This window comes from Cupriavidus sp. HE11 (genome assembly GCF_056097175.1).
This window is the reverse complement of sequence record NZ_CP184464.1, coordinates 2,654,078-2,679,514: the sequence shown is the minus strand read 5'-3', so window position 1 is coordinate 2,679,514 and position 25,437 is coordinate 2,654,078. Positions and strand designations below refer to the sequence as shown.

The window sequence follows — 25,437 nt, the reverse complement described above, 5'->3', positions numbered from 1 at the left end:
CGCGCCTTGTCTCCCGGCATCAGGCGATGCCTTCGGCCCTTTCCATCCGGATTCGCCACACGCCAAGCCCCAGGGCAAGCATCAGCCCAAGCGGCAGCGGCTGGAATCCAATCTCCGCATCGGTCACGCGGGTCCACAGCGGCATCAGCCACAGCAGCACCAGCAGTTCGCGCTCGCCACGCAGCCAGCCCGTGCGATGACCGTGCACGCCAAGCCAGGCAATCGCCAGCCCGAGGAACACCAGGTCGTAGTCGTACAGGTAGGCGGGCAGCAGCAAGCCGGCCGTGACAAGCACCGCGGCGCGCAGCGCGAAGCTGCAGGCCCCGGTCCATGCGTACATCACCGCTGCCAGTGCGGCCACCGCCACCAGGCCGTGGATGGCATAGGGCAGCAGCAGGCCGCCACTGAGCAGCTTCACCGCGGCGAACACCGTGGGCATGCGTGCCAGCAGCGCGGAGCCCTGCTCTACCGATTCGCGCGCCATGGCGGCGTTGTGCAGGAACGCGGCGAACGGCCCGGTGCCGAACGCCAGCAGCGATAACAAGATCAGCGCCAGCGTCGTGGCGATCATCGCCCCGAGCGCACGCCAGGCACGCGCACAGACCAGCGCCACCGGAAACATCAGCGCCAGTTGCGGCTTCATCGCCACCACGCCCAGCAGCATGCCTGCCAGCACCGGACGCGATCGCAGGCAGGTCAGGGCCAGGCCGGCGCAACCGGCCAGCCACAGCGCGTTCTGGCCGGTCGCCAGCACGACGGCAATGCCGGGAAACGCCACCGCCGCCAGGCGCGCATCGCGCCATGGCAGCGTGCGGTGCATCGCCCACGCGTACCAGACGGCGCCACCAGCCAGAAAGGCCAGCGTCGCCAGCCCGTACGGCAGCAGCCCGAACGGCAGCACGAACCACAGCGACGCGGGCGGATAGAGCCAGGGCAGCACCCCTTGGCCAATGGCAAGCCCGGGCACGGCGGCCAACTCCATCTGCCGCAGCGCGCCCAGGTCATAGGGCGCGGCCGCTCCGCCGGACAGTGCCAGTTTGGCCGCGCTCCAGAACACGACGAAATCGCCACCGGGCGCATACACGCCCGGGCTCTTCAGCACGCAGGCGCGAAGCAGCCAGATGCCGAAGTACAGCGCGTAGCACGCCAGCGCCACGCACGCATAGAGCCGCAGGCGACGCTGGTCGAGCCAATGCGTGGGTGACGCGCCCGCCCCCGTGCCACGCGCGGCAGCCTGCAGGGTGGTCATGTCAGGTCCCCACCGGCGCCGCAACCGGCGCGGACACGGTACGGGCCATCGCCCGGCGCACAGCCACCAGCACCAGCAATGCCGACACCACCGGGCCGATCTGCGGCAGGCCGAGCTTGGGATTCGCGTGCTCGAAAAGCGGCAGCCACCATGCCACCAGCAGCAACGCGCGCTCGCGATTGGCCAGCCCGTGGCGGATGCCGTCGCCGACCAGGCCCGCAGCGGCAATGCCCATCCAGGTCAGCTCGTAGTGGCGCACATACGGCGTTGCCAGCAGCGCGCCGGCGGCCAGCACCGCCACGCACAGCGGCGCCTCTTGCGTGCGTGACCAGACATAGGCCACGGACGCTGCCGCCGCCACGGCTGCGAGCCCCTGCATGGCATAGGCGGCGGCCGGGCCCAGCCCCGCCAGTTGCGCAGCCGCCAGGACGGACGGCATGCCATACCACCCGTCAGGCGTGCCTTCCACCAGGTTTGCGCGGGCCCACGCAACGCTGCGCAGGAACGCCGGAATGGTCTCCCAGCCGCAAATCGCCACGCTGACGGCCGCAAACAGTGCCGCCGTGGCCGCCGCGCTGGCGAGCGTGCGCAGATGGCGTCCCGCGATCAGCGCCACCGGCACCAGCAACGCCAGCTGGGGCTTGATCGCCAGCAGCCCGATCAGCACGCCGGCAAGCACCGGACGCTTGCCGAGCAGGCAGACCGCCCCGCCGACCAGCGCTGCCGTCAGCAGCGAGTTCTGGCCCAGGATGACGGAAATCAGGACGGCCGGCGACGCCAGCACCGGCAGCCACAGGCCGCGCCGCAGCAACGAGCCGGCACCCACCACGCCACCCATCGCGCGCAGGTAGGCGTAGCCGCTTGCCATCACGAACAGCACGTAGCTGAATGCCAGCGGCAGCGTCGCCAGCGGCAGCACGACAAGCAGGAATGTGGGCGGATACAGCCACGGCAGCACGATGGTGCTATCGACCCCAAGTGGCCCGTAGGCCGCCATCACCTCAAGATGCCTGGCAACGTCGTAGGCCTGTACCGCGCCTTCGCTCAGCGCCAGGTACGACGCGCTCCAGAACACGGCGAAGTCGGCGCCTGGCCGGCTGACGCGGCTGTCGGTGAACCCATCGCTGTACCAGGCCCAGGTCACCATCAGGACGATGAACAGGAACAGCACCGCGGCGCTGTAGACGCGTGCCCGGTCCAGATCCAGCCATGCGCGGCCCGCTTGCCCGTCATGCTTTCCCGAGTCTGCCCGGACCGCTTCCTGATTCATGACCTTCCCCGTTCCGTTGTTGTCTTGCAGGCCCCGCGTCGCAGTGTTCAGGACTTCGACAGGGCCTGGCGTTGCCTTAGTCTTGTCACGCGAGGGCGTTTGCGCAAGGCACGCCAGCGGCCCGAAACCAGCCGGAGGCCGCCTGAAGCCCGGTTGACGCCGGCAACGTTTCCGTTCTGAATCACGGGTGGTTTCGCGACGAAAAACGGCGTCACGCAAGCGTTTGCGGACGACACGAAAATCCGGCACGCGAGTCGGCCTGCACACGAGGCAACCGCGAACGTTTCTGTTCGGAAACGTTGCCCCTGCAGCCAGGCGGTTCATCCATCAGTCGGGCCAGGGCTGGCGCCGCACGTGCCCACCCCGCCGGTTGTCATCCAACGGCCTGATCAGCCCCGCCGATGCGCCCCGTCTGTCTCATGCTTTCGGATGAACCAGGCCACCGTGCGTCCCGCTAACGCCGGAAAGCCGGCCTGGCCTGATTCATCCGTCGGCGGCCTCATCCAAAATAAATCGCCGCCCAGCGTTTCCACCCGGCAACGACGAAGGCCCAAAACAGCCCGTTCGGCCCGCATTGGCACGCCTCCCTGACGACACCCCTGCCCGCAAAGCCTTGCGCCACAACGATTTCGCCATGGCTGGCCCACGGATTGCCTTTGTCAGGCATGCGGCACCGGTCTACCGGCCAGCTGCAACTGCCAGCGAAGGCTGTGACAGCCGGCAGACAACAACGATTCGGGGAGCCACACCATGCCAGCTATTGGCCTGCTCGTGAGAGTGCATCGGACACAGGGTTGCATCGTCTCCGCCCGCGGCGGCGGCAGTGTGCCGTTCCGTTGCCTGGCACGCGCCAGCCACGCCCAACATGCGGCACGGTGCATTCATGCCTCCGCCGAACGGCGCCTGCAGGCTCGCAGCCCGCAGGGCCCCAGCACGGGCGCCGGCCGGTGGCCATTCCACTGCTGCGCCATCTGCGCGCCGCCGCGCTGCCGCCGTTTCCGGTTCTGAATCTCCGATTGTCCATTCGTAGTCCCCACAGAAGTGTTTTTCTCCAACAGAAGGAGCTGCCATGCAAACCCTGACCCAAAACCTGAAGCGCTTTGTCCGTGATGAAGACGGCGTCACCGCCATCGAATACGGCCTGATTGCCGCGCTCATCGCGGTGGTGATCATCGCCACGGTGAAGACCGTCGGCACCAACCTGAGCAGCGTGTTCAGCTTCATCGGCGCCGAACTCAACTGATGGACCGCAGCTTCCGCGGCGTGGCGCGTGCGTGCCCCACGCTGCGGAGCCTGCGACGCCCGACGTCACGGCCCCCCAACCAGGAGAGCAACCATGCATAAGCCCATCGCCAGCCTGCAAGCCTTTCTTCGCGACGACGACGGTGTCACCGCCATCGAGTACGGCCTGATCGCCGCACTGATCGCGGTGGTGATCATCGCCACGGTGCAGACCGTCGGCACGAACCTGAGCAGCGTCTTCAGCTTTATTGGCGCGGAGCTCAACTGAACCGGCCCGTCACCGGGCGACGGCCCCACTGAGGAGACCACCATGCACGCCATCCGAACCCTCTGCCGGGCCTTCTGGTGCGATACACGCGGCGTGACGTCGATCGAGTACGCATTGCTGGGTGCCTTGATTGCAATGGTGATCATTGGCGCCGTGAGCGTCCTGGGCAGCGATGTCAAGGCGCTCTACGAATTGATTGCAGCGGAGATGCCCTGAAACGGCAATCCAGAACGAACCGAGACCGCCATGACCACCATTCCGTCGCTCTCGCCCTTCATCGGTCCCATCGTCATCGCGGTGGTACTGACTGCCGCCGCCACTGACCTGCAACGCCGCCGCATTCCGAACTGGTTGACGTTCGGCGCATGGCTGGCTGCGCTGCCTGTCCAGATGATGGTGCACGGGCCGGCTGCGGGAGCTTCCGCGTGGGCACTCGGCTGGCTGACCGGATTCGGCATCTTCCTGCCCGTTTATCTGCTGCGCGGCATGGCTGCGGGCGACGTCAAGCTGATGGCGGCGGTTGGCGCCTGGCTGGGCGCGCATCTTGCCGCGTGGATCGCACTTGTCTGTTTCGTGATCGGTGGCGCCTGGGCGCTGGCGCTGGTGCTCGTGTCCGGCAAGGGCCGCCAGCTGCTGCGCAACCTCGGCGGCATCGCGCTCACGGGCCAGGCTGGCCCATCGGTGGGCTCGCTGCCCTACGGCGTGGCGATTGCGGCCGGCACGCTGACCATGCTGTTCGCCCGGACATGACGGGCCAATCCATACCGCATGGGCGGACAACGCCACGCGGCGACGCTGATACGCAGACCACATTCTCAAGGGGAACGGCAATGCTAGATCACCACGACGACCAGGCGACACGACTCCCCGAGGCAGTGGCCTCGATGGTCCGCCACGTCCAGGTCGACCAGGACCCACCGCCCGCCTGGACCGTAGCGCCGCGCACCATCGCGGATACCGGGCTTGACGTGTCGCTGCTGCTGGGCCTGCTGCTGAAGGCCGCCTACCTGCACCGCAGCGTCTCGCTGACCATCCTGATGGATACGCTCCGGCTGCCGGCTTCCGTGGTGAACGAAATCGCGGCGCTGGGCGTTCGTGAGCGGCTGCTCGAAGTGGCGCATCGCGGCGCCAGCGACATCGACGTGCGGTTCCGCCTGACCGATGCGGGCTATGCCCGCGCCGCCGAGACCATCGCACGATGCAGCTACACGGGCGCCGCGCCGGTCACGCTGCAGGCGTATGTGGATGCCATCGCGCTGCACTCGATCCACCACACCTCGGTGACGCAGGCCAACGTGACCGGTGCGTTCCAGGACCTGGTGGTACCCGGCACGTTGCTCGAAGCCATCGGCATGGCGCTGAACACCGCGCGCGCGCTGATGATCTACGGCCCCCCGGGCAGCGGCAAGACCTATCTGGCGCAGCGCCTTGGCGCGCTGCTGCCGGGTGCCATCCCTGTGCCCCACGCGATCACCGTGGCGGGCGAGATCATCCAGGTGCTGGACCCCCTGGTGCACACCCCGCTTGCGGCCGGCGAGGCATCGGCCATGCCCAGGGCCATGGACCGCCGCTGGGTCGTCTGCCACCGACCCGTGGTGCTGACCGGCGGCGAGCTGACGCTCTCGATGCTGGACCTGCGCTACGACAACGCTTCGGGCTTCTATCAGGCACCGCCGCACATGAAGGCCAACAACGGCATCTACATCGTCGATGACCTGGGACGGCAGATGGTGGGCGTGGACCAGCTGCTGAATCGCTGGATCGTGCCCCTGGATCGCGGCATCGACATGTTCACGCTGCACAGCGGCGTGCGGTTCTCGGTGCCCTTTGACGTATGGCCGGTGTTCTCCACGAACCTCGAGCCCAGCCAGCTGAGCGACGACGCATTCCTGCGCCGGCTCGGCAGCAAGCTCTATGTGGGGCCGCTGTCGGTCGACGACTACCGCGAGGTCTGCCTGCGCACCGCTGCCGACCTCGGCCTGGTCTGCCCGGAACCGGCCTTCGACTTTCTGCTGGAAAGCCTGCACTTCTCCAGCGACACGCCGCTGCTTGCCTGCATCCCGCGCGACCTGCTGCGGCTGGTGGCCTCGCACCTGCGCTACCACGACGACGCGCCGCACGTCACCGAAGAGGGGCTTTGCCGCGCCTGGCAGAGCTACTACGGCTTGCGCGCCAGGCCGGAAGTCTCGTCGCCAGTCACCGAACACCGCTGGCCAGCCGGCCATCGTGCAGCGGGCTGAACCGGCCCAACCAGGAAGCACGTACACACGTAGGGGAGAGTCATCATGAAGAACACGCGAGCAATCCTGATGCTGCTGATTGCGCTGATCGCCGGCGCGGCAGCGGTGGTATCGGCATCCCGGTGGCTGCTGCAGCAGTCGTCGAGTTCGGTCAAGCAGGTGGTGGTGGCTGCCAACGACCTCGACCTCGGGCAGCCGCTCAACGGCAGCCAGCTCAAGCTCGTGAGCTGGCCGGCCACCAGCGTGCCGCCGGGCGCGTTCGAGGACCTCAAGGCGCTGGACGGCCGCGTGGTCCGCACCAGCCTGCAGCGCGGCGAACCCATCCTTGACGCCAAGCTGGCGCCCATCGGCACCAAGGGCGGCCTGTCGGCGGTCATCAACGACGGCAAACGCGCCATCACGGTTCGCGTCAATGACGTGGTGGGCGTGGCCGGCTTTGCGCTGCCGGGCAACTACGTGGACGTCATCGTCAACACGAACGAGGAAGCCAAGAACACGCAGAACGGCAATATCTCGAAGATCGTGCTCGAGAAGATCCTGGTGCTGGCCGTGGCCCAGCAGGTCAGCCGCGACGACACGCAGCCGAAGGTGGTCAACGCCGTGACGCTCGAAGTCACGCCTGACCAGGCCGAGAAGCTCGATGTGGCGCGCAGCGTCGGCACGCTGTCGCTGGTGCTGCGCAACCAGATGGACGTGGCCGACATCAACACCGGCGGCGCCACCAAGCACACGCTGCTGGGCCGTAGCGACCCACCCGCGCCGGCACCGGCCGCCGCACCCGCTGCCGCGCCGCGCACCGTGGTCAAGACCCGCACCATCGTGGCCGCGCCGGCACGCTCCGGCAACTGCGTAGGCGTGCTGGCAGGTGTCCAGGGCAGCCTTGAGTGCTTCTGAACGTGGAAGGTGACACCCGAGACGCATCACGCATCCATCCGCATCATTCTCCGGGGGGAGACCCAAAATGAACGAGAAGACATCCGAAGCAGCACGCGGCACACGCCTTGTCGTGCTGGCCGCCATTCTCTGCACACCGCTTGCCTCCGCGGCCCAGGTCGCCGTCGAGGCCGGCAACGTGGCCAAGGCCACCACGCCGGCGGCAGCCGCGGGCCCTGCGGTCAAGGTACCGGGCACGGGAGGCCCCGTGCAGATGACCATCAGCATGACGCCGGTTCCGGCCGCGCCGTCGGTTGCCGCCGATGCGCGGGGCCCGAACTGCTCCGGCGCGATCCGCAATGAATCGAGCGTGATCGTGCCGGTGGGCAAGTCGCAGCTGATTCCGCTGCCCGAGCCGGTGCGCAACCGTACGCTGGGCAATCCGAATGTCGTGCAGGCGACGATGGTGTCTCCGCAAACGCTCTATGTGCTGGGTCGCACCGTGGGCACCACCAACATGATCGTGCAGGGCCGCAGCGGCGCCTGCAGCATCATCAACGTGGTGGTCAACGCGGACTCGAACGGTCTCCAGACATCGCTGGCGCAACTGCTGCCCGGCGAGTCGGGCATTCGCGTGATGACCGCCGCCGACAACCTCGTGCTGACCGGCAGCGTGTCCAGCTCGCAGGCAGCCCTGCAGGCCATGGACATCGCCCAGGCCTATGCCAATGCGGCCCAGGGCGACGGCGCCAACGCCAGGAAGGGCGGCGTGCTCAACATGATGTCCGTCGACACCCCGCAACAGGTGATGCTGGAAGTGAAGGTTGCCGAAGTCTCCAAGACGCTGCTGAACCAGCTGGGCTCGGCCGTCAATATCCAGGGCGGCTTCGGGTCCTGGACCGGTGGCGTGCTCACGAACCTGCTGACGGGCGCGGCGGCCGGCTTCTTCGGCAGCAAGGCCAACAACAAGCCGTTCAATCTCGCCATCGACGCGCAGAAGAACGACAGCCTAGTGAAGGTGCTGGCCGAACCGAACCTGGTCACCATCAGCGGTCAGGAGGCCAGCTTCCTGGCGGGCGGCAAGATCTACATCCCGGTGGCCCAGAGCAACGCGCTGGGCGGGGCGTCCACCATCACGCTGCAGGAAGAGGAATACGGCGTCGGGTTGAAGTTCACGCCCACGGTGCTGGCGAACGGCCGGATCCACCTGAAGGTGTCGCCGGAAGTGTCGGAACTGTCGCCCACCGGCGCAACGGTCAGCGGCAGCACCCTGACCGGCCAGACCATCCTGCCGCTCATCACCACGCGGCGTGCCTCCACCACCGTGCAGATGCGCGACGGCGAAAGCTTCGCAATCGGCGGGCTGCTGCAGGACAGCGCACGCGGCGCATTGAAGGCCCTGCCTGGCGCGGGCGAAGTGCCGGTGCTCGGCACCCTGTTCCGCAGCACGCAGTTCCAGCAGGACCTGACCGAGCTGGTGTTCATCATCACGCCGCGCCTGGTCAAGCCGATGGCGACGCAGAACTACCCGCTGCCCACCGACGGCTTCACCACGCCTGACCCGCTGTCGCTCTACTTCATGGGCAACATGGAAGGCCGGGGCAAGCAGCCGCAGCAGCCCGCACCGGCACCTTCGCAACCCGCAGCACCGGCAACGGCCCCGGCACCCGCACCTTCGGCACCGCGCACCGAGACCACCCCGGGCACGTCGGTCCCGACGGTTCCGGTCGGCAGGGTCCTTGACGAGCCGGCTCCCGGAGCACCCGCAACCGCGTCGGTACCGGTAGCCGCAGCCGGGCCGCGGCCGCCCCAGGCGCCCCCCGCCTCCGGCCCGGCGCCCACCGCCGCGGCAGAGGACCACACCGCACGCGTCGCGCGCATCGAGGCCACCGCGCAGCGCCTGGCCCAGGCCAGGGCCGCCGCTGCGGTCACCGGCCCCAGCACTGCAGGCAGCAACTGATCCGCCGCGCCACAAGGAGAACGATCATGAACAAGACACGCAAGCTTTCGCGCAGCGCCGCCACACTGGTGCTCGGCACCCTGACCTGCCTCGGGCTGTCGGCCTGCATGACCTCGACGCCGGTGTGGGACCAGCACCGGGGCGAGGCGCTGGCCGCCATCAAGCAGCAGCAGATCATCAACCCCGATGCGCCTGCCGGGCTGCCCACCGTCGAAGGCACCGACGGCAAGACGGCGGTCGCCGCGATGCGGAACTTCGACCGCTCGCTGCTGCGGCTGCAACAAGGCACCGGCAGCTCGCCCAGCGCCTTTGCCATCGACTTCGGCTCGGGCGGCGGCTACGGCGGCGTAGGCATGGGCGGCGGCCAACGCTAGAGCAATCGCAACGCTTTCCGGGGGAGGGTCACACCATGTCCAGAACCAGGCCTCACGGCAAGCCACTGCCGCGCATCCATGCGCGGCAGCGCGGCGCCGTCGCCATCATCGTCGGCATCATGATCGCGGTGCTGGTCGGTTTCATCGGCCTGGCCCTCGATCTCGGCAAGCTGTACGTGAGCAAGAGCGAGTTGCAGAACCGGGCAGACTCGTGCGCGCTGGCCGCGGCGCGCGACCTGACCGGCGCCACCCCGCTGATGGTCTCCGAAGCGGCGGGCATCACGGCCGGTGCCCGCAACCTGGTGCTGTTCCAGGGCAAGCTGGAACAGCAACCAGGCATCACGTCGACCGAGGCCGTGACCTACAGCGATTCGCTGTCGAACCCTTTCCTTGACAAGAACTCGGTCACGTACGCGCTCAACACCATCAAGTACGTCAAGTGCGAGATCTCGCGCGGCGGCATTGCCAACTGGTTCGCACAGGTGCTCAACGCCTTGCCCGGCACCAACATCGGCCCAAGCACGGTAGCCTCCTTCGCGGTGGCGACGACGACGTCGGCGCAGACCACCTGCGCGATTCCGGTGTACGTCTGCAGAGCCGACACCGCCACGCCGGCTGTGCCCGGCGGATACACGATCGGGCAGTGGCTGACAGCCAAGATAGGGACATCGGGCGGCGGGGTCTACGGGGGCGGGAATTTCGGCTGGGCCGACCTGAGCGGCGGCAAAGGCAATACGCCGGACCTGGACAGCCAGCTCCAGGGCGCCGGGCAATGCAACCTTCCCGCCCTGAACACCCAGATTGGCACGACCGGCAACAAGGCTTCGCTCGCCGACGCATGGAACAGCCGCTTCGGCATCACCACGAACAAGACCACCGGCGTAACCGACTTCACGGGTTTTGCCTATACCAGCACGACGTGGACGGCGCAAAACAACGCATACAACGGGACGTCAACCGACAGCAAGGGCGTCTCCCAACCGAACTTCCTGACGGCGCGCAAGGGCTACAAGCCCTACCAGAGTGATTCGGCGACCGGCCTGAGCACGAAAGGCAGCGCCGCGTCGCAGGCCACCTACCAGGCTGGCGCCGACCGGCGCCTGGTGCTGGCACCCGTTGTCGACTGCACTGCGTTCAGCAATCCCGGTACGCACCAGGCCAACGTCACGAGCTGGGCCTGCGTGTTGATGGTCGACCCGATGCAACAAGGCGGCAACATCGACACCGTGCATCTCGAGTATCGCGGCGACTCCAGCTTGCCGGGCAGCCCCTGCGCCACGCAGGGCATGCCGGGCGCCAGTTCCGGCGTCGGCCCGCTCGTTCCCGTGCTGGTGCAATAGGAGTCGACCATGAACCGGCTGACACACTCCCGAGCCCACACCCGCAAGCGCCAGCGCGGCGTGGCGGCGGTCGAGTTCGGCATCCTGCTTGTGCCGATGTTGCTGATGGCGTGCGGCGTAGCCGAATTCGGGCGCGCGATCTACCAGTACGACACGCTGACCAAGGCCACACGCTCGGCAGCCCGTTACCTGTCGCAATTCTCGCCGGACGATGTTGCGTACCCGACGGCGGCCACCAAGTGCCTGGCGACCTATGGAAACACCGGCTGCTCCGGCCAGCCGCTGGCACCGGGGCTGACCACGGCGATGGTCGTCATATGCGACCGCGTGGACGGCAGCGGATGCCCGGGCCAGACGTTCAGCAACGTCGCCACCTACGACAACCCCGGCGGCACCGGTGCGCAGGCAGGCACCGTGAACCTGGTGGCCGTCCGCATCAGCGGCTTTGCCTACTCGCCGCTGCAATCGTTCATCAACGTTTCCGGGCTGAAGTTCGGCGACATCACCACCGTCATGAGGCAAGTGCTATGAAACATCGCGCCCATCCGCCCAGGTTTGCCCGGCAGCGCGGCGTCGCCGCGGTGGAATTCGCGCTGATCGCGGGCATGTTCTTCACGCTGCTGATCGGCATCATCGAGTTCTCGCGGGTGCTGTTCTACTGGAACACCGCCGCCGAAGTCACGCGCCTGGCCGCGCGCTCAGCCGTGGTATGCGACTCCAACGCCGGCATCATCAAGACCAAGATGGAAAACATGCTGCCGGTGCTGAAGGACTCGAACATCAGCGTTGCCTACTCGCCCACCGGCTGCGACAGCGATCCCGCCACGGCACGCGCCAGTTGCCAGACCGTGACCGTCAGCGTGACCAACGTGACGATCGCCACGGTGATTCCGGTGATGCGCCTGCGCATCGGCATGCCGGCCTTCACCACCACCATGACGCGCGAAAGCATGCAGACGTCGACCGGCGGTTCGGTCTGCAGCTGACGCCCAGGCACCCATTCGCTCCATCCGACCCGAACATCGCGAGGACACCATGCTCAAGATCCTGATCGCATCCGATGACGCCGAACGGCTGGCTGAGATCAACCGGCTGACGGCCAACGCCGGCAACTTCCAGACCATGTCGATGCAGGAAGGGCTGGCGCGCCTGCCACTGCAGGCCAGCCGGCTGCGCATGGCCGACCTGCTGATCCTGGAACTGCCCGATATCGGGCCCGCGCAGATGTTTGCGGTGGAAACGCTCCGCCAGCAGCATCCCGACCTGCCCTGCATCCTGATCACGCAGTCGCACGACTCCGCCGTGCTGATCCAGGCGATGCGCGCCGGCGTGCGCGACGTGCTCTCCTGGCCGCTGGACAAGAGCCAGCTCGCCGAAGCGCTCAAGCGCGTCGAGGCCACGCACGTGCCGCGATCACAGGAAGTGGCCCAGGTGGTGTCGCTGATTTCCTGCAAGGGTGGCGCCGGCACCAGCTTCATTGCCGCGAACCTGGGCGACGCGCTGTCCCGCCACTTCGGCAAGCGCGTGCTGGTGGTGGACCTGAACCGGCATTTCGGCGACCTCACCTACATCGTGACCGACCAGCCCCCACCCAGCACGCTGTCGGAAATCTGCAGCCAGATCGACCGCATGGACGCGGCATTCCTGGAGGCCTGCCTTGTGCATGTCGACAACGGCTTCGACATGCTCGCAGGTGCCGCAGACCCGGTGCGCGCCAGTCAGATCCAGAAGGAAAAGCTGGAGTGGATCCTGTCGGTCATGCAGCCCAACTATGACTACGTGATCTTCGACGTGGGGCAGAGCATCGATCCGCTGTCGATCTGCATGCTCGACCACAGCGACCGCATCTGCGTGGTGACCGAGCCCAGCATCGCCTTCGGCCGCCCCAGCAGACGCCTGCTCGATATCCTGCGCGCCCTGCATTACCCCGATGACAAGATCCGGGTGGTACTGAACCGCGTGGGCCGCAAGAACGAAGTGCCGCGCGCCACGATGGAGGAGATCTTCGGCATGAAGGTGGCCTTCGCGCTGCCGGACGATCCGTCCACGGTCGATGAGGCCGTGAGCCACGGCGAGCCGGTGGCCAAGCTGAGCAAGCGCAGCAGCATCGCCCGCGCGCTGCAGTCGATGGCGATGCAGCTGGCGCCCAGCCAGGAGGCCGAACGCCGCAGCCGGCAGGAAAGCGTATCGCCGCTGCGCAAGCTGATGCTGCGCGCGCGCAGCACCTGAAGCCGCCCGCCCCGGTCCAGCCCAGCCCGACCAGCCAGCACCACCAGATCCGCCAGAGCAGCCAGAACCGAATCCGTCTAGCCAGGAGCCCATCATGTCAATCCGCGAACAGCTCGCCAACGCCGGGACCCCCTTCACGGCCAATGGCCACGCCGCGATCCATTTCAACATGGGCGCGAACACGAATTCCCCGGGATACCACGCGCTCAAGCGCGACGTACACGAAACCGTGCTCGACCGCGTGGAACTGGAGCGCCTGGCGCATTTTCCGCAGGAGCAGGTGCGCCAGGAAATTTCCACCCTGGTGAACCTGATCATCGAGGAGCAGAAGGTGCTGCTCAACGACAACGAGCGCCGCCAGCTCACCGTGGAGATCTATGACGAGATGTTCGGCTTCGGCCCGCTGGAGCCGCTGCTGAACGACCCCACCGTCTCCGACATCCTGGTCAATACCGCGCGCCAGACCTACGTGGAACGGCGCGGCAAGCTGGAACTGACGAACGTGGTGTTCTACGACGACGCCCATCTGATGAAGGTGATCGAGAAGATCGTGTCGCGCGTGGGCCGCCGCATCGATGAAACCAGCCCCATGGTGGACGCCCGGCTGCCTGACGGCTCGCGCGTCAATGCCATCATTCCGCCCTCCGCCATCGATGGCCCGCTGTTGTCGATTCGCCGCTTCTCGGTCAATCCACTGCAGGTTTCCGACCTGGTGGCGCTGAAAAGCCTGACCCAGCCGATGGCCCAGCTGCTGCAGGCGCTGGCGCATGCAAAGGTGAACGTACTGGTCTCGGGCGGTACCGGCAGCGGCAAGACCACGCTGCTGAACATCCTGTCAGGCTTCATCCCCGAAGACGAACGCGTGGTGACCATCGAGGATGCCGCGGAACTGCAACTGCGTCAGCCCCATGTGCTGCGCCTGGAAACCCGGCCGCCCAACATCGAGGGCAAGGGCGAGATCACGCAGCGCGCCCTGGTGCGCAACGCCCTGCGGATGCGCCCCGACCGCATCATCCTTGGCGAAATCCGCGGCGGCGAGGCGCTGGACATGCTCAACGCCATGAACACCGGCCACGAAGGCTCGCTCACCACCATCCACGCCAACACGCCGCGCGACGCGCTGACCCGGCTTGAAAACATGGTCAGCATGGCCGGCCTGACCATGCCCGCGAAGGCCATGCGGCAGCAGATCGCCTCGGCGATCACCGTGGTGGTCCAGGCGGCACGCCTGACGGACGGCCGGCGCAAGATCATCAGCATTCAGGAGATCACGGGCATGGAAGGCGACATCATCAACACGCAGGAGATCTTCACCTTCCAGCGTACCGGCGTGGCCGAGGATGGCACCGTCCGGGGCCACTTCAAGGCCACCGGCGTGTATCCGAAGTTTGCCGAACGGCTGCGCGTGTTCGGCGTGGGCCTGCCCGACGAAATCTACGATCCCGCGCGGCGCTACGAAGTCTGAGCCCGCGCACGCACCAACGACAACATTCCCCGGGGGGTAACACATGAGCACGATCTTCTATGCCTTCGGCATTCTGCTGTTCGTCGCCGTGGTGCTCGGTGTCGAAGCCATCTATCTGTGGTGGAACAGCGCCCACGGCCCTGCGGCCAAGCGCATCGAGGCACGCCTGCGGGCGCTGTCGGCCGGCGGACAGGTCAGTGCCGAACGCCTGTCCATTCTCAAGAAACGGCTGCTCAGCGATTCGCCGCGCATGCAGCGCTGGCTGATGGCCGTGCCGCGCGTCAGCGCCCTGGACCGCTGGCTCGAACAATCGGGCAGCTCCTGGTCGGTGGCGCAGTTGCTGGGCTACTGCGGGCTGGTGGTGCTGTGCACCGTGGCGCTGATTCCGCTGGTGCCGGTGCCGATGCCGGTCATGCTGGGCGGCGCGGCGTTCGTCTGGGTCCTGCCGTTCCTGCATGTCATGCGGCAACGCGCCAAGCGGCTCAAGCATATGGAGGTGCAACTGCCCGACGCCGTGGACATGATCAGCCGCGCGCTGCGTGCCGGCCACTCGTTCTCTGGTGCGCTGGGCATGGTCGGCCAGGAAATCAAGGCGCCGCTCGGCCCCGAGTTTCGCACCACGTTCGAGGAAATCAACTACGGCGTGGCGCTCGACGAGGCCATGACGAACCTGGCCATCCGGGTGCCGGTGGGCGACCTTCGCTACTTCGTCATCGCCGTGCTGATCCAGCGCGAGAGCGGCGGCAACCTGGCGGAGATCCTCGACACCATCGCAACGATGGTGCGCGAGCGGCTCAAGCTCTTCGACAAGATTCGCGTGCTGTCGGCCGAAGGACGGCTCTCCGCGTGGATCCTCGGGCTGCTGCCGTTCGGCACGGCCGCCCTGATCCTGGTCGTCAACCCCGACTTCATGAAGGTGCTGTGGGAAGACCCGCTTGGATGGCGAATGATTGGCGGCGCCCTCACGTCGATGTGCTTCGGTGTGCTGTGGATGCGCAAGATCATCCGCATCCGGGTATGAGTCGGATAACAACAGGCAGGCTTCAACGGTCAACCTGAGGGGGAGTGGGATCATGCAAGACATCATGCAGGGGTTTCGGCTGGACCAGTTGATCGTGCTGGCACTGGTCTTTGTCGCCGCGTTCGGTGCCGTATTCGGCGTGCTCTACGCGTTCTCGCCCAACCGGATGCGCGGCCGGATGGAGCAGATTGCCAGCGAGACGGGCGGCTTCACCGGCGATACCGGGCAGCGCCAGGCCCTGATCGAGACGCTCGTGCGATGGGCGCAGCCCGTCTCGCGACTGTCGCTGCCCAAGGAGGGCTGGGAAAATTCGCAGCTGCGCGTACGCTTCATGAATGCCGGCTGGCGCAACGCCAGTGCCGCGCCGCTGTACTTTGCCGCCAAGACGCTGCTGGCGGTCGCGCTGCCGATGCTGGGCCTGGTGGCAACGGCCAGCACCCCGGCATTCCAGCAAGAGAGTGCGATGTTCGCGATGCTGGCGGTGCTGGCCGCCATCGGCTACTACGTCCCGAACGTGGTGCTGTCGCGCAAGGTGGCCACGCGCCAGAGGACGGTGTTCGAGGAATTCCCCGACGTCATCGACCTGCTGACCGTCTGCGTGGAAGCCGGCCTCGGGCTCGACGCCGCGCTGATGCGCGTGGCCGACGAGCTGGCGCTGCGTTGCCCGGTGCTGGCCGATGAGCTGCAACTGATGCTGCTGGAACTGCGCTCGGGGTTTTCGAAGGAGAAGGCACTCAGCAATCTTTCGCTGCGCACGGGCGTCGAGGACGTCGACAAGTTCGCATCGATGCTGATCCAGGCCGATCGCTTCGGTACCAGCCTGGGCGAGTCCTTGCGCGTGCTGTCGGACATGCTCCGGACCAAGCGCCGCATGCGCGCGGAGGAACAGGCCGCCAAGATCGCGCTCAAGCTGCTGTTCCCGCTGATATTCACAATCTTCCCCACGCTGCTGCTGGTCCTGCTTGGGCCCGCGTTCATCCAGATCTACCGGGTCCTGCTACCCACCATGACGGGCGGCAACTAACGCCATCCCGACAGGCGCATTGTCATAGCGGTTCCCCCGGCTGTCCCGTCCTGGTGCAATACCAGGAAGACAGTCTTGCCCGGACATGGTCCGGGCTTTTCTGCTTGGCGCGACGGCGTTGCGCCACATATCGCCGTGCGGCTTGACCGGGGCGCAGGTCTTCTTTAAGAATGCTTGCAGATCAATCCTCGCCCGTATGCCGATACGGGGGGCCGCCACATGAAAATCCGCATCCTGAGCGATCTCCACATCGAACACCACATGCCGGAAGATGTCCCCGGCTGCAGCGCCGATCTGACGATCCTGGCCGGCGACATCGCCAACGGCCGCGACGGCATCGACTGGGCGGCCCGTACATTCGATAGCCCCGTGCTCTACATCCCCGGCAATCACGAATACTACGAAAGCGCATTCGACCCCGTGGACCAGCAAATGGCCGAAGGCGCCGCCGCATCCGGCAATGTGACGCTGCTCAATGGCACGGTGGCGGCGTTTGCCGACGCACCGGGCGGCCCGGTGCGCGTGATCGGCACCACCTGGTGGACCGACTACGCGCTGTACGGCGAGAACCGTATCGACGAAGCCATGGCCGCCTGCGCCAAGGTGATGCTCGACCATCGCCTGATCGCCACCTCAGGCGACGACGGCCAGCCGCGCCCGTACACGCCGGCCGACGCGCTGGCGCGCCATCGCGCCGCCACCGCCTGGCTGGCCGACACGTTGGCCCAGCCGTTCGACGGCACGACCGTGGTCGTCACCCATCACGGGCCCGACCTCGGCAGCCTCGACGCGCGCTACGCCCACGACATCGTCTCCGCCGGCTTTATTTCGCGGCGCCCCGATCTCGTGGCCCAGGCCGATCTCTGGATCCACGGCCATACGCACACCAGCTTCGACTACTGGATCGACGACACGCGCGTGGTCTGCAATCCGCGCGGCTATATCTCGCGCCGCACCGGCGTGCCCGAGAACCCCGTGTTCGACTGGGGCAAGGTCGTGGAAGTCTGAGACGGCCGATCCGCAGCGCCCTCGCCGCCCTGCCCTGCGCCAGCCCCACAAACAAAAACCCCCGAGGGCGCGAGCCCTCGGGGGTTTCTTGACAGTCAGGCCGTCTGGCCCGGCAGTCCGGCGTGATTTACATCATGCCGTCCATGCCGCCCATGCCGCCCATGCCGCCCGGCATTGCCGGAGCCGACTCTTCCTTCGGCGTTTCGGCAACGGCGCAGTCGGTCGTCAGCATCAGCGAAGCCACCGAAGCAGCGTTCTGCAGCGCGGTGCGGGTCACCTTGGTCGGGTCCAGCACGCCCATTTCCACCAGGTCGCCGTACTCGCCCGAGGCAGCGTTGTAACCGTAGTTACCCTTGCCTTCGATGACCTTGGCCACCACGACCGAAGCTTCTTCACCAGCGTTCAGCACGATCTGGCGCAGCGGCTCTTCCATGGCGCGCAGCACGATCTTGATACCGGCGTTCTGGTCCGGGTTTTCACCTTGCAGACCCGAGATGGCAGCGCGGGCGCGCAGCAGGGCCACACCGCCGCCGGGGACGATACCTTCTTCCACGGCAGCGCGGGTGGCGTGCAGTGCATCTTCCACGCGGGCCTTCTTTTCCTTCATTTCGACTTCGGTGGCAGCGCCAACCTTGATCACGGCAACACCGCCGGCCAGCTTGGCCACGCGCTCTTGCAGCTTTTCACGGTCGTAGTCCGAAGTGGCTTCTTCGATCTGGGCACGGATCTGCTTCACGCGGCCTTCGATCGCCGATGCGTCACCAGCGCCGTCGATGATGATGGTGTTTTCCTTGCCGATCTCGATGCGCTTGGCCTGGCCCAGGTCCTGCAGCGTGGCCTTTTCCAGCGTCAGGCCGATTTCCTCGGCGATCACCGTGCCGCCCGTCAGGATGGCGATGTCTTCCAGCATGGCCTTGCGGCGGTCGCCGAAGCCCGGAGCCTTCACGGCGGCGGTCTTCAGGATGCCACGGATGTTGTTCACCACCAGCGTGGCCAGGGCTTCGCCTTCCACGTCTTCGGCGATGATCAGCAGCGGGCGGCCAGCCTTGGCCACTTGCTCCAGCACCGGCAGCAGGTCACGAATGTTCGAGACCTTCTTGTCGAACAGCAGAACGAACGGGCTGTCCAGCTGAACAACCTGCTTTTCCGGGTTGTTGATGAAGTACGGCGACAGGTAGCCGCGGTCGAACTGCATGCCTTCCACGACTTCCAGCTCGTCGGCCAGCGACTTGCCGTCTTCAACCGTGATCACGCCTTCCTTGCCGACCTTGTCCATGGCTTCGGCGATGCGCTCGCCGATCGAGGCGTCGCTGTTTGCCGAGATCGCGCCAACCTGGGCGATTTCCTTGCTGGTCGTGGTCGGCTTGCTCAGCTTCTTCAGCTCTTCCACGGCCGAACCGACAGCCTTGTCGATACCGCGCTTCAGGTCCATCGGGTTCATGCCGGCGGCCACGAACTTCATGCCTTCGCGGACGATCGACTGGGCCAGAACGGTAGCGGTGGTGGTACCGTCACCGGCGTTGTCGCTGGTCTTGGAAGCCACTTCCTTGACCATCTGGGCGCCCATGTTCTGCAGCTTGTCCTTCAGCTCGATTTCCTTGGCCACGGACACACCGTCCTTGGTCACGGTCGGGCCGCCGAAGCTGCGCTCCAGCACCACGTTGCGACCCTTCGGGCCCAGCGTCACCTTCACTGCGTTGGCGAGAATGTTCACGCCTTCAACCATCTTGGCACGTGCGGCGTCGCCGAACACTACGTCTTTTGCTGCCATGTCTTGAATCTCCGAATCTGGATAGATCGCCCCGCGCGCATGGCGGGACGTTCAGGAATCTGGGGTTTTGTCTGGTGAGACAGGCGTCGATTACTTGTTGACGACAGCCATGATGTCTTCTTCGCGCATGACCAGCAGTTCCTGGCCATCCACCTTCACGCCCTGGCCGGCATACTTGCCGAACAGCACGCGGTCACCCACCTTCACGTCGAGGGCAATGTTGTTGCCCTTGTCATCCTTCTTGCCCGGGCCAATGGCGAGCACTTCGCCTTGATCCGGCTTCTCGGCTGCATTGTCGGGAATCACGATGCCGGACGCGGTCTTGGTTTCATTGTCCAGACGCTTCACGATCACACGGTCGTGCAGAGGACGCAGGTTCATACGGACTCCTAAATACAAAAAAGTGAGTTTTGATTCACAAAATGGCCGATTGTCGAGGCGATCAACGCCAGCCGGCAACGGCCATCAGGTTTTCGGGTATACCGCAGGGGCGGGGCGCCAACTGACTGTTAGCACTCTCCCCCAGCGAGTGCTAATTATAGGGACGGGGTATTGCGTTTTCAAGACGCGGGCTGAATGGGGGTTTTCCCGTATGCAGCGATTTTTTTCTCGCCGGCCGGCCAGATCGCCACTTCTGCGCCCTTCCCCCTGACAATGTCCACGAAAAGTCCCGCTGCCACGTTGGCAGACGGGTTCGCCACCGCCGTCCGCCTTTTCCGAAGTCACCGTCATGTTTCGCCAACCCAATGCGCCGCGCCGTGCCCCGCCAGGGTGGGCGGTCCTGTTCGGTCTGTTCCTGATCGGCCTGTTGTCCTGGCAGCACGCCCTCGCGGCCTGCGGCGCCGAAGCGGCCAATGGTGCCCCCGGCACCCCGGCTGCCCGGCCGCGCATCGGCCTGGTGCTGTCCGGCGGTGGCGCGCGGGGCTACGCCCATATTGGCGTGCTCAAGGCCCTGGAACAGATGCACGTGCCCGTGGACTGCATCGCCGCGACCAGCATGGGGGCGGTGGTCGGCGGGCTGTACGCGAGCGGCATCGGGGCCGACGAGCTTGAGACCCGGCTGTCCCGGGTCAATCTCAGCGACATCGTGTTCGACCGCAACGAACGCGCGCAACTGCCACAGACGCTGCGGGAAGACAGTTTCCAGTATCCGATCGGCATCTCGGCCGGGGTGGGCAAGGACGGCGTCAAGCTGCCGATCGGGCTGGTACAGGGCAACAAGCTGCTGACCCTGCTGCAGGACTGGACGTCGGCATGGCCCGGCGATGTCGACTTCAACACGCTGCCGGTGCCTTTCCGGACGATCGCCACCGACCTTGGCACCGGTGCGCCCGTGGTGCTGGACCACGGCTCGCTGCCCCGCGCCATCCGCGCCAGCGCCGCCGTGCCCGGTCTGTTCGCGCCGTTCGCGGTGAACGGGCGCACGCTGATCGATGGCGGCCTGGTCAGCAACCTGCCGGTGCAGATGGCGCGCGACATGGGCGCCGACATCGTGATCGCCGTCAATGTGGCCACCCCGCTCGACGATCCGGCCACGCTCGACTCCCCCGCCGCGGTCACGCAGCAGATGGTGACGATCCTGACCAACCAGAACGTGGCAACGCAAAAGTCGCTGCTGGGGCCGCGCGACGTGCTGCTGGAGCCCGACCTGGGCAAGCTGTCCTTCGCCGATTTCTCGCACGCCGGCGACGGCATCGGGCTCGGCTACGCGTCCGCCACCGCCATCGCGCCCCGGCTGGCCGCGCTGGCCCTGCCGCGCGAGGCATGGGACCAGTACATCGCGGCGCGCGCCACGCACGTGGCCGCCATGGAGCCGCACCGCGTCGATGCCATCGAGGTCCATACCTCGGGCCGTATCCCGGCATCGTACGTGCGGAAGTACCTGCGCGTGCGCGAAGGCGACCGCTATGACACGGCCGCCGTCAACCACGACCTGACGCAGTTGTCGACCAGCGGCGACTTCGAAAGCGTGACGCAGGAACTGGTGACCGAGAACGGCCGTTCGGTGCTCAAGGTGGAGGCGCAGGAAAAATCATGGGGCCCGCAGTTCCTGCTGTTCGGCTTTGGCCTGTCCACCACGTTCGACGGCAAGGGCGCCTTCAACCTGCAGCTTGGCCACCGCTACCCGTGGCTGACGCAGGGCGGGCTCGAATGGCGCAACGACATCGTGCTGGGCAGCAACCAGGCGAAATGGCACACCGAACTGCGCCAGCCCGTATTCGACCGCCTGGGCTTCTATATCGCGCCCTATCTGGAATACGCCCGCAAGCATGTCGATATCTACCCGGACAACGGCGACAAACGCAATGCCACGCCGCTGACGGCCGTGCGCGTGGAAACGGCCCAGGCCGGTGTCGACTTCGGGCTGCCGATCGGCCGCCTGGGCGAGTTCCGGGTCGGCGCGAACTACCAGCAGGTGCGCTACGACTCCGACTACCTGCTGGCCGGCACGCCCAACGGCCGGTTCAGCGCCCGGGTGCGCCAGCCGGTGGTACGCGCCCAGCTGACCATCGACCAGCTCGACGACCCGCTCTTCCCGCGCAAGGGCTATTACCTGTATGCGGTGAACCAGCTGTCGTTCGGCGGCGTCGACAACAGCTTCGACGACGCGCACGCCAAGGCGCTGTGGGCCGGCAGCTACGGCCGCCACACGCTGAACCTGGCCGCCGAAGGTGCCATGACCTACAACGACCACCGCTCGAACAACAGCGTCAGCGGTGGCCTGGGCTTCACGCTGGGCGGATTCCAGCGGCTGTCCGCCTATGCGCCGGACCAGTTCTCGGGCAACTACCTGCTGTACGGCCGCGTGACCTACCTGAACGAACTGCGTGAATTCACGCTGCCCGGGCTGCGCACCACGGTCTTCGGCACCAGCCTGGAAGTGGGCGATGTCTGGCTCAGGCGGCGCAATTTCGGCAGCGGCCCGTACAAGTCCAGCGCCAGTGCGTTCATCGGCGGGAACAGCTTGATCGGGCCGCTCTACTTCGGCTTTGCGGCAGCCCCGGCGGGCGTCTGGAATATCTACCTGCAGCTGGGCCGCGTGTTCTGACCGGCGCCGGGCACCGGGTCAGGTGCTCAGACCGCCTGGCCGGCCAGCGCCGCCGGGCTGGCGGCCGCCATCGCCGAGCGGTATTCGACAGCGGCGATGCGGCCATTGCGCAGCTGCAGCGTCTGGGTGCCATGGCCCTGCATCGGCGTGCCGTCGAACAGATAGGACACGCTGATATCGACCTCGACGATCTGGCCGTCGACACGCGGTGCGCCCACCACTTCGATCCGGATCGTGTCGCCGGTCAGTTGCTCCAGGCGCTGGAACAGCGCGATGACGGCCTCGCGGTCGCCATATTCGCCCGCCAGCGGGTGATCGCCCACGTGGCGCCAGACGATAGCCGGATCGAGCTGCGGATAGATGGCCTCGAAATGGCGCCTGGTCAGCGCGGCCAGGTAATCGTGCACCAGCGCCTGCACGGCCTCGGCCGGCATGGGCGCCTCCACGGCGCGGCGCGTGCGCACGCGCCCGGCGGCCGCATCGAGCCCGAGGAACCCGGCCACGCTGGCCATCACCTGTTCGCGGTCGTTGTCCACGCAGATCATGTGGTAGCTGTTCTCGACCACCACGCCCTGGGCCTGCGGCACGTTCGCCAGCAGGAAGTCGGCCGACCGCACCGATGTCAGTTCGTCCTCGCGCGCATGCACCACCAGCGTCGGGCAGGCCACGCGCCGCGCGCCGTCCAGCACCCAGCGTCGCAGGCGGTCCACCTGGCGGATGCAGGTCAGCGGCACCCAGCGGTAGTGGAAGTTGTCGCCGCGCTCGAACTTGGCCTTGACGATGGCGCGCACCAGGTCGTTCTTGATGCCGAACGGCTCGTTCTCTTCGACCTTGATGCGGGTCGGCAGTATCGGCAGGTGGTAGACCACGTGGCGCAGCCAGCGGTAAGGCGGCGTCGACCAGCCATCGATAAAGACCGGTGCGGACAGCGCCACGAGCTTGCCCTTGCGGTGCTGGCGCCGCTCGGCCAGCGCCACTGCCAGCAGCGCGCCCATGCACATGCCGATCACGTGGAACGTGTCGTACTGGTCCACCAACGCGTCGTAGGCCTGCGTGACCGAGTCGATCCACTGTTCGGCCCGCACGTGGTGCAGGTCTTCGGGCGTACCGCCGTGGCCGGGCAGCGTCACGGCGTGGGTTTCCACGCCGCCGCGCCGCAGCACCTTGTGCATCGGCCCGAGGTCGTACTGGGTGCCGCCCAGGCCGTGGATCAGCAAGGCCCCGACGCGCGGCGCCTGTTCGGTGGTCATGCCGCGCGCCGCCCCTCGGTGTCGTGGCTGGCGACGATGCGCCAGGCCCCGGCGATCAGCGCCACGGAGTCGTCGCCGTCCAGCAGCGGACCGCTCATGTCCACCACCGTGGTGGTGGACCCCACCGGCAGCATCAGCCGGAACGTCAGGTCGCCGCGTACCTCGCCGTCGCTTTCGCGCAACCAGCGCCGGCGCACCTCGGCGCGGTCGTCCGGATGCACGCAGGCCAGCACGTCGTCGAGCGTGGCAAAGGCCGGCTCGACCACGCCAAATGCCTGTTCGACGCTGCCGCTCCAGCGCAGCCGGCCGCTATGCGGATCGAGGTTGTAGACCAGTTGCCCGCTGGCGGCCAGGGCAAGCTCCACGTCGTTCTGGCGGGTCGCCGCCGCCTCGTGCAGCTGCTCGCGGGCCGTCCGCAGCGTGCTGATCAGCAGCGTGAGCAAGGCAGCCACGGCCAGGTAAAGCTGCGCAACCAGCAGCGAATTGCCGTGGTAGACCGCCGTATCGGCGAACGGGCCATCGCCCTGCGCGGTATTGAGCAGCACCAGCCCCGTCAGCAGCGCCACCGCCACCGAGCCGCCGCGCCCGCCCAGCAGCAGCGCCGCGATAGCAACGAAGAACAGCGGGATATAGGTCAGCGCGTAGGCCACGTCCAGCGACAACTGCACGATGCGGGTGCCGTCGAACACGACAGCGGCGGTCACCAGCACGGCCAGCAACGCGGCAATCCCGGCCATGAACTCGCCCCGGCGCCGGCCACCCGAGCGGGCCGCGCTGAAGCGCGCCCAGCCCGCAAACACCGGCGTGACGATCAGGACACCCACGAAGTCGGCGGCGGCCCACACCTTGGCCGTGGCCCAGAACGGCACGTCCAGGAACAGCCAGAACCAGCCGGCGCCGAACACCGCTCCGCCCACGCTGCCAACCACGGCAGCCAGCAGCAGGCCGCGCAGGAAGGCCAGGCCTTCGAGCGAAAACCGCATCATGTGGACCAGGGCCACGGCCAGGGCCGCAAAGCCGATCTCGTCCAGCGAGAACAGCACCATGCGGAAGGCGTCGCGCCCTTCCACCATGCCCAGCAGCATCTGCGCGGCCAGGAAGGCCAGCCCCAGTTCCACCCAGCGGCGGGCCGGCGCCAGCATGAAGGCGGCCACGGTCACCCCGGCCGGCAGCCAGATATAACCGGTGGCGGCAAATGGCCCGTTGATCTTGTGCGATGCGTAGCCGAGGACGAAATACAGGACCGCCCACAGCGCAAGCGTAGCGATCCGGTTCGAAAGTTTCACGTTGGATTCCTGATGCAAGGCGCGCCGCCACAAAGGCCGGCCGCCCTGAATGAACGGCGAACCACGCCGGCCAGTTGACCGGCGCCCTCAAAAAAGCGCCTGAAGCAGCACAGTCAGTTCAGGCCGCTGCGGTCCACGAATTCCAGCGCCTCGCGCACCGCGCGGCGCGCCTTGAGCATGTAGCAGACCTGATGGTCGCGGATGACCAGCGCCAGCACCTCGGCCTGGACCATCTCCTGGAAATAATGGGCGGCGCGGCGCAGCGTCACGCCAGACGCTTCGGCCAGCGCAATGGCGGGCAAGCAATCTTCGCCGGCCTCCAGCAGCGCGCGGCAGATCGCCGCACGGGCCGGCACCGTCAGCAATGCGAGGGTCAGGGTGCTTTCCTGGGTTTCCATGGTGGTCTGCCTGAGAGAAGTTGGCCACAAGCCTGATGATGCACGACTGCGTTGGCATCGTACGCTGAAATAAACAGTAATACGCCCGTCGTATCCCCGCATGTCGCCGGTAAGGTGCGC

24 protein-coding genes are annotated in these 25,437 nt (G+C 66.8%); 17 read left to right on the top strand and 7 right to left on the bottom strand.

The window, feature by feature from the left end:
• Window positions 1–19: 19 nt before the first annotated feature.
• Window positions 20–1,249 (bottom strand): glycosyltransferase family 87 protein, encoded by a 1,230-nt coding sequence (locus ACOABP_RS12390; RefSeq protein WP_474225328.1) that lies wholly within the window; start codon window positions 1,247–1,249, stop codon window positions 20–22.
• A gap of 1 nt (window position 1,250) precedes the next feature.
• A complete protein-coding gene (locus ACOABP_RS12385) occupies window positions 1,251–2,519 on the bottom strand; it encodes a glycosyltransferase family 87 protein (RefSeq protein ID WP_474225327.1) in 1,269 nt (422 codons plus the stop codon).
• Window positions 2,520–3,588: 1,069 nt separating this feature from the next.
• Between ACOABP_RS12385 and ACOABP_RS12380 the strand changes: the two genes are divergently transcribed.
• The 16 genes from ACOABP_RS12380 (at window position 3,589) to ACOABP_RS12305 (ending at window position 17,563) form a co-directional block, all read left to right on the top strand.
• Window positions 3,589–3,762 carry a Flp family type IVb pilin gene (locus ACOABP_RS12380; RefSeq protein ID WP_474225326.1) on the top strand — a complete coding sequence of 58 codons (174 nt, stop codon included), beginning with the start codon at window positions 3,589–3,591 and terminating at the stop codon, window positions 3,760–3,762.
• Between the two features lie 93 nt (window positions 3,763–3,855).
• Entirely contained in the window at window positions 3,856–4,029 is a 174-nt protein-coding gene (locus ACOABP_RS12375) for a Flp family type IVb pilin (RefSeq protein WP_066739283.1), read from the top strand.
• A 42-nt stretch (window positions 4,030–4,071) separates the two neighbouring features.
• Window positions 4,072–4,245, top strand: a complete 174-nt coding sequence (locus ACOABP_RS12370) for a Flp family type IVb pilin (RefSeq protein WP_474225325.1) — start codon at window positions 4,072–4,074, stop codon at window positions 4,243–4,245.
• A gap of 30 nt (window positions 4,246–4,275) precedes the next feature.
• Entirely contained in the window at window positions 4,276–4,779 is a 504-nt protein-coding gene (locus ACOABP_RS12365; protein ID WP_474225324.1) for an A24 family peptidase, read from the top strand.
• A gap of 80 nt (window positions 4,780–4,859) precedes the next feature.
• Complete coding sequence (locus ACOABP_RS12360) at window positions 4,860–6,269, top strand: ATP-binding protein (protein ID WP_474225323.1); 1,410 nt, start codon at window positions 4,860–4,862, stop codon at window positions 6,267–6,269.
• A gap of 45 nt (window positions 6,270–6,314) precedes the next feature.
• The gene (cpaB, locus tag ACOABP_RS12355; RefSeq protein ID WP_474225322.1) at window positions 6,315–7,163 is read left to right on the top strand and encodes a Flp pilus assembly protein CpaB; all 849 of its coding nucleotides are present in this window, start codon (window positions 6,315–6,317) and stop codon (window positions 7,161–7,163) included.
• A gap of 67 nt (window positions 7,164–7,230) precedes the next feature.
• Entirely contained in the window at window positions 7,231–9,102 is a 1,872-nt protein-coding gene (locus tag ACOABP_RS12350) for a type II and III secretion system protein family protein (protein ID WP_474225321.1), read from the top strand.
• Window positions 9,103–9,128: 26 nt separating this feature from the next.
• Window positions 9,129–9,476 (top strand): hypothetical protein, encoded by a 348-nt coding sequence (locus tag ACOABP_RS12345; RefSeq protein WP_474225319.1) that lies wholly within the window; start codon window positions 9,129–9,131, stop codon window positions 9,474–9,476.
• A 35-nt stretch (window positions 9,477–9,511) separates the two neighbouring features.
• Window positions 9,512–10,816 (top strand): pilus assembly protein TadG-related protein, encoded by a 1,305-nt coding sequence (locus ACOABP_RS12340; RefSeq protein ID WP_474225318.1) that lies wholly within the window; start codon window positions 9,512–9,514, stop codon window positions 10,814–10,816.
• A 9-nt stretch (window positions 10,817–10,825) separates the two neighbouring features.
• Entirely contained in the window at window positions 10,826–11,347 is a 522-nt protein-coding gene (locus ACOABP_RS12335; protein ID WP_474225317.1) for a TadE/TadG family type IV pilus assembly protein, read from the top strand.
• On the top strand, window positions 11,344–11,802 hold the full coding sequence (locus ACOABP_RS12330; protein WP_474225315.1) for a TadE/TadG family type IV pilus assembly protein: 459 nt from the start codon (window positions 11,344–11,346) through the stop codon (window positions 11,800–11,802). The genes ACOABP_RS12335 and ACOABP_RS12330 overlap by 4 nt, the downstream gene beginning before the upstream one ends.
• 49 nt (window positions 11,803–11,851) lie before the next feature.
• Window positions 11,852–13,045, top strand: coding sequence for a CpaE/TadZ family protein (locus ACOABP_RS12325; protein ID WP_474225314.1), 1,194 nt, complete (start codon window positions 11,852–11,854; stop codon window positions 13,043–13,045).
• 94 nt (window positions 13,046–13,139) lie between these two features.
• On the top strand, window positions 13,140–14,510 hold the full coding sequence (locus tag ACOABP_RS12320; RefSeq protein WP_066739294.1) for a TadA family conjugal transfer-associated ATPase: 1,371 nt from the start codon (window positions 13,140–13,142) through the stop codon (window positions 14,508–14,510).
• Window positions 14,511–14,553: 43 nt separating this feature from the next.
• On the top strand, window positions 14,554–15,531 hold the full coding sequence (locus ACOABP_RS12315; RefSeq protein WP_474225313.1) for a type II secretion system F family protein: 978 nt from the start codon (window positions 14,554–14,556) through the stop codon (window positions 15,529–15,531).
• Between the two features lie 52 nt (window positions 15,532–15,583).
• A complete protein-coding gene (locus ACOABP_RS12310; RefSeq protein WP_474225311.1) occupies window positions 15,584–16,555 on the top strand; it encodes a type II secretion system F family protein in 972 nt (323 codons plus the stop codon).
• A 219-nt stretch (window positions 16,556–16,774) separates the two neighbouring features.
• Complete coding sequence (locus ACOABP_RS12305) at window positions 16,775–17,563, top strand: metallophosphoesterase (RefSeq protein ID WP_474225309.1); 789 nt, start codon at window positions 16,775–16,777, stop codon at window positions 17,561–17,563.
• Between the two features lie 127 nt (window positions 17,564–17,690).
• Here the strand turns inward: ACOABP_RS12305 and groL are convergent, their stop codons facing one another.
• A complete protein-coding gene (gene groL, locus ACOABP_RS12300) occupies window positions 17,691–19,334 on the bottom strand; it encodes a chaperonin GroEL (protein WP_066739298.1) in 1,644 nt (547 codons plus the stop codon).
• A gap of 90 nt (window positions 19,335–19,424) precedes the next feature.
• The gene (gene groES, locus ACOABP_RS12295) at window positions 19,425–19,715 is read right to left on the bottom strand and encodes a co-chaperone GroES (RefSeq protein ID WP_008644494.1); all 291 of its coding nucleotides are present in this window, start codon (window positions 19,713–19,715) and stop codon (window positions 19,425–19,427) included.
• Window positions 19,716–20,064: 349 nt separating this feature from the next.
• On the opposite strand from groES, the gene ACOABP_RS12290 reads away from it, so the two are divergent.
• Window positions 20,065–22,383 carry a patatin-like phospholipase family protein gene (locus ACOABP_RS12290; RefSeq protein ID WP_474225307.1) on the top strand — a complete coding sequence of 773 codons (2,319 nt, stop codon included), beginning with the start codon at window positions 20,065–20,067 and terminating at the stop codon, window positions 22,381–22,383.
• Window positions 22,384–22,409: 26 nt separating this feature from the next.
• Here ACOABP_RS12290 and ACOABP_RS12285 read toward each other — a convergent pair whose 3' ends face one another.
• From ACOABP_RS12285 to ACOABP_RS12275, 3 genes are all read right to left on the bottom strand, one after another.
• Window positions 22,410–23,633 carry an alpha/beta fold hydrolase gene (locus tag ACOABP_RS12285; protein WP_474225305.1) on the bottom strand — a complete coding sequence of 408 codons (1,224 nt, stop codon included), beginning with the start codon at window positions 23,631–23,633 and terminating at the stop codon, window positions 22,410–22,412.
• The gene (locus ACOABP_RS12280; RefSeq protein ID WP_474225304.1) at window positions 23,630–24,919 is read right to left on the bottom strand and encodes an MASE1 domain-containing protein; all 1,290 of its coding nucleotides are present in this window, start codon (window positions 24,917–24,919) and stop codon (window positions 23,630–23,632) included. The genes ACOABP_RS12285 and ACOABP_RS12280 overlap by 4 nt, the downstream gene beginning before the upstream one ends.
• A 113-nt stretch (window positions 24,920–25,032) precedes the next feature.
• On the bottom strand, window positions 25,033–25,317 hold the full coding sequence (locus ACOABP_RS12275; RefSeq protein WP_066739301.1) for a hypothetical protein: 285 nt from the start codon (window positions 25,315–25,317) through the stop codon (window positions 25,033–25,035).
• Window positions 25,318–25,437: the final 120 nt, after the last annotated feature.

Coding starts and splice junctions, on each gene's coding strand:
- ACOABP_RS12390 (WP_474225328.1), bottom strand. CDS start 1,249: ATGACCACCCTGCAGGCTGCCGCGCGTGGCACGGGGGCGGGCGCGTCA.
- ACOABP_RS12385 (WP_474225327.1), bottom strand. CDS start 2,519: ATGAATCAGGAAGCGGTCCGGGCAGACTCGGGAAAGCATGACGGGCAA.
- ACOABP_RS12380 (WP_474225326.1), top strand. CDS start 3,589: ATGCAAACCCTGACCCAAAACCTGAAGCGCTTTGTCCGTGATGAAGAC.
- ACOABP_RS12375 (WP_066739283.1), top strand. CDS start 3,856: ATGCATAAGCCCATCGCCAGCCTGCAAGCCTTTCTTCGCGACGACGAC.
- ACOABP_RS12370 (WP_474225325.1), top strand. CDS start 4,072: ATGCACGCCATCCGAACCCTCTGCCGGGCCTTCTGGTGCGATACACGC.
- ACOABP_RS12365 (WP_474225324.1), top strand. CDS start 4,276: ATGACCACCATTCCGTCGCTCTCGCCCTTCATCGGTCCCATCGTCATC.
- ACOABP_RS12360 (WP_474225323.1), top strand. CDS start 4,860: ATGCTAGATCACCACGACGACCAGGCGACACGACTCCCCGAGGCAGTG.
- cpaB (WP_474225322.1), top strand. CDS start 6,315: ATGAAGAACACGCGAGCAATCCTGATGCTGCTGATTGCGCTGATCGCC.
- ACOABP_RS12350 (WP_474225321.1), top strand. CDS start 7,231: ATGAACGAGAAGACATCCGAAGCAGCACGCGGCACACGCCTTGTCGTG.
- ACOABP_RS12345 (WP_474225319.1), top strand. CDS start 9,129: ATGAACAAGACACGCAAGCTTTCGCGCAGCGCCGCCACACTGGTGCTC.
- ACOABP_RS12340 (WP_474225318.1), top strand. CDS start 9,512: ATGTCCAGAACCAGGCCTCACGGCAAGCCACTGCCGCGCATCCATGCG.
- ACOABP_RS12335 (WP_474225317.1), top strand. CDS start 10,826: ATGAACCGGCTGACACACTCCCGAGCCCACACCCGCAAGCGCCAGCGC.
- ACOABP_RS12330 (WP_474225315.1), top strand. CDS start 11,344: ATGAAACATCGCGCCCATCCGCCCAGGTTTGCCCGGCAGCGCGGCGTC.
- ACOABP_RS12325 (WP_474225314.1), top strand. CDS start 11,852: ATGCTCAAGATCCTGATCGCATCCGATGACGCCGAACGGCTGGCTGAG.
- ACOABP_RS12320 (WP_066739294.1), top strand. CDS start 13,140: ATGTCAATCCGCGAACAGCTCGCCAACGCCGGGACCCCCTTCACGGCC.
- ACOABP_RS12315 (WP_474225313.1), top strand. CDS start 14,554: ATGAGCACGATCTTCTATGCCTTCGGCATTCTGCTGTTCGTCGCCGTG.
- ACOABP_RS12310 (WP_474225311.1), top strand. CDS start 15,584: ATGCAAGACATCATGCAGGGGTTTCGGCTGGACCAGTTGATCGTGCTG.
- ACOABP_RS12305 (WP_474225309.1), top strand. CDS start 16,775: ATGAAAATCCGCATCCTGAGCGATCTCCACATCGAACACCACATGCCG.
- groL (WP_066739298.1), bottom strand. CDS start 19,334: ATGGCAGCAAAAGACGTAGTGTTCGGCGACGCCGCACGTGCCAAGATG.
- groES (WP_008644494.1), bottom strand. CDS start 19,715: ATGAACCTGCGTCCTCTGCACGACCGTGTGATCGTGAAGCGTCTGGAC.
- ACOABP_RS12290 (WP_474225307.1), top strand. CDS start 20,065: ATGTTTCGCCAACCCAATGCGCCGCGCCGTGCCCCGCCAGGGTGGGCG.
- ACOABP_RS12285 (WP_474225305.1), bottom strand. CDS start 23,633: ATGACCACCGAACAGGCGCCGCGCGTCGGGGCCTTGCTGATCCACGGC.
- ACOABP_RS12275 (WP_066739301.1), bottom strand. CDS start 25,317: ATGGAAACCCAGGAAAGCACCCTGACCCTCGCATTGCTGACGGTGCCG.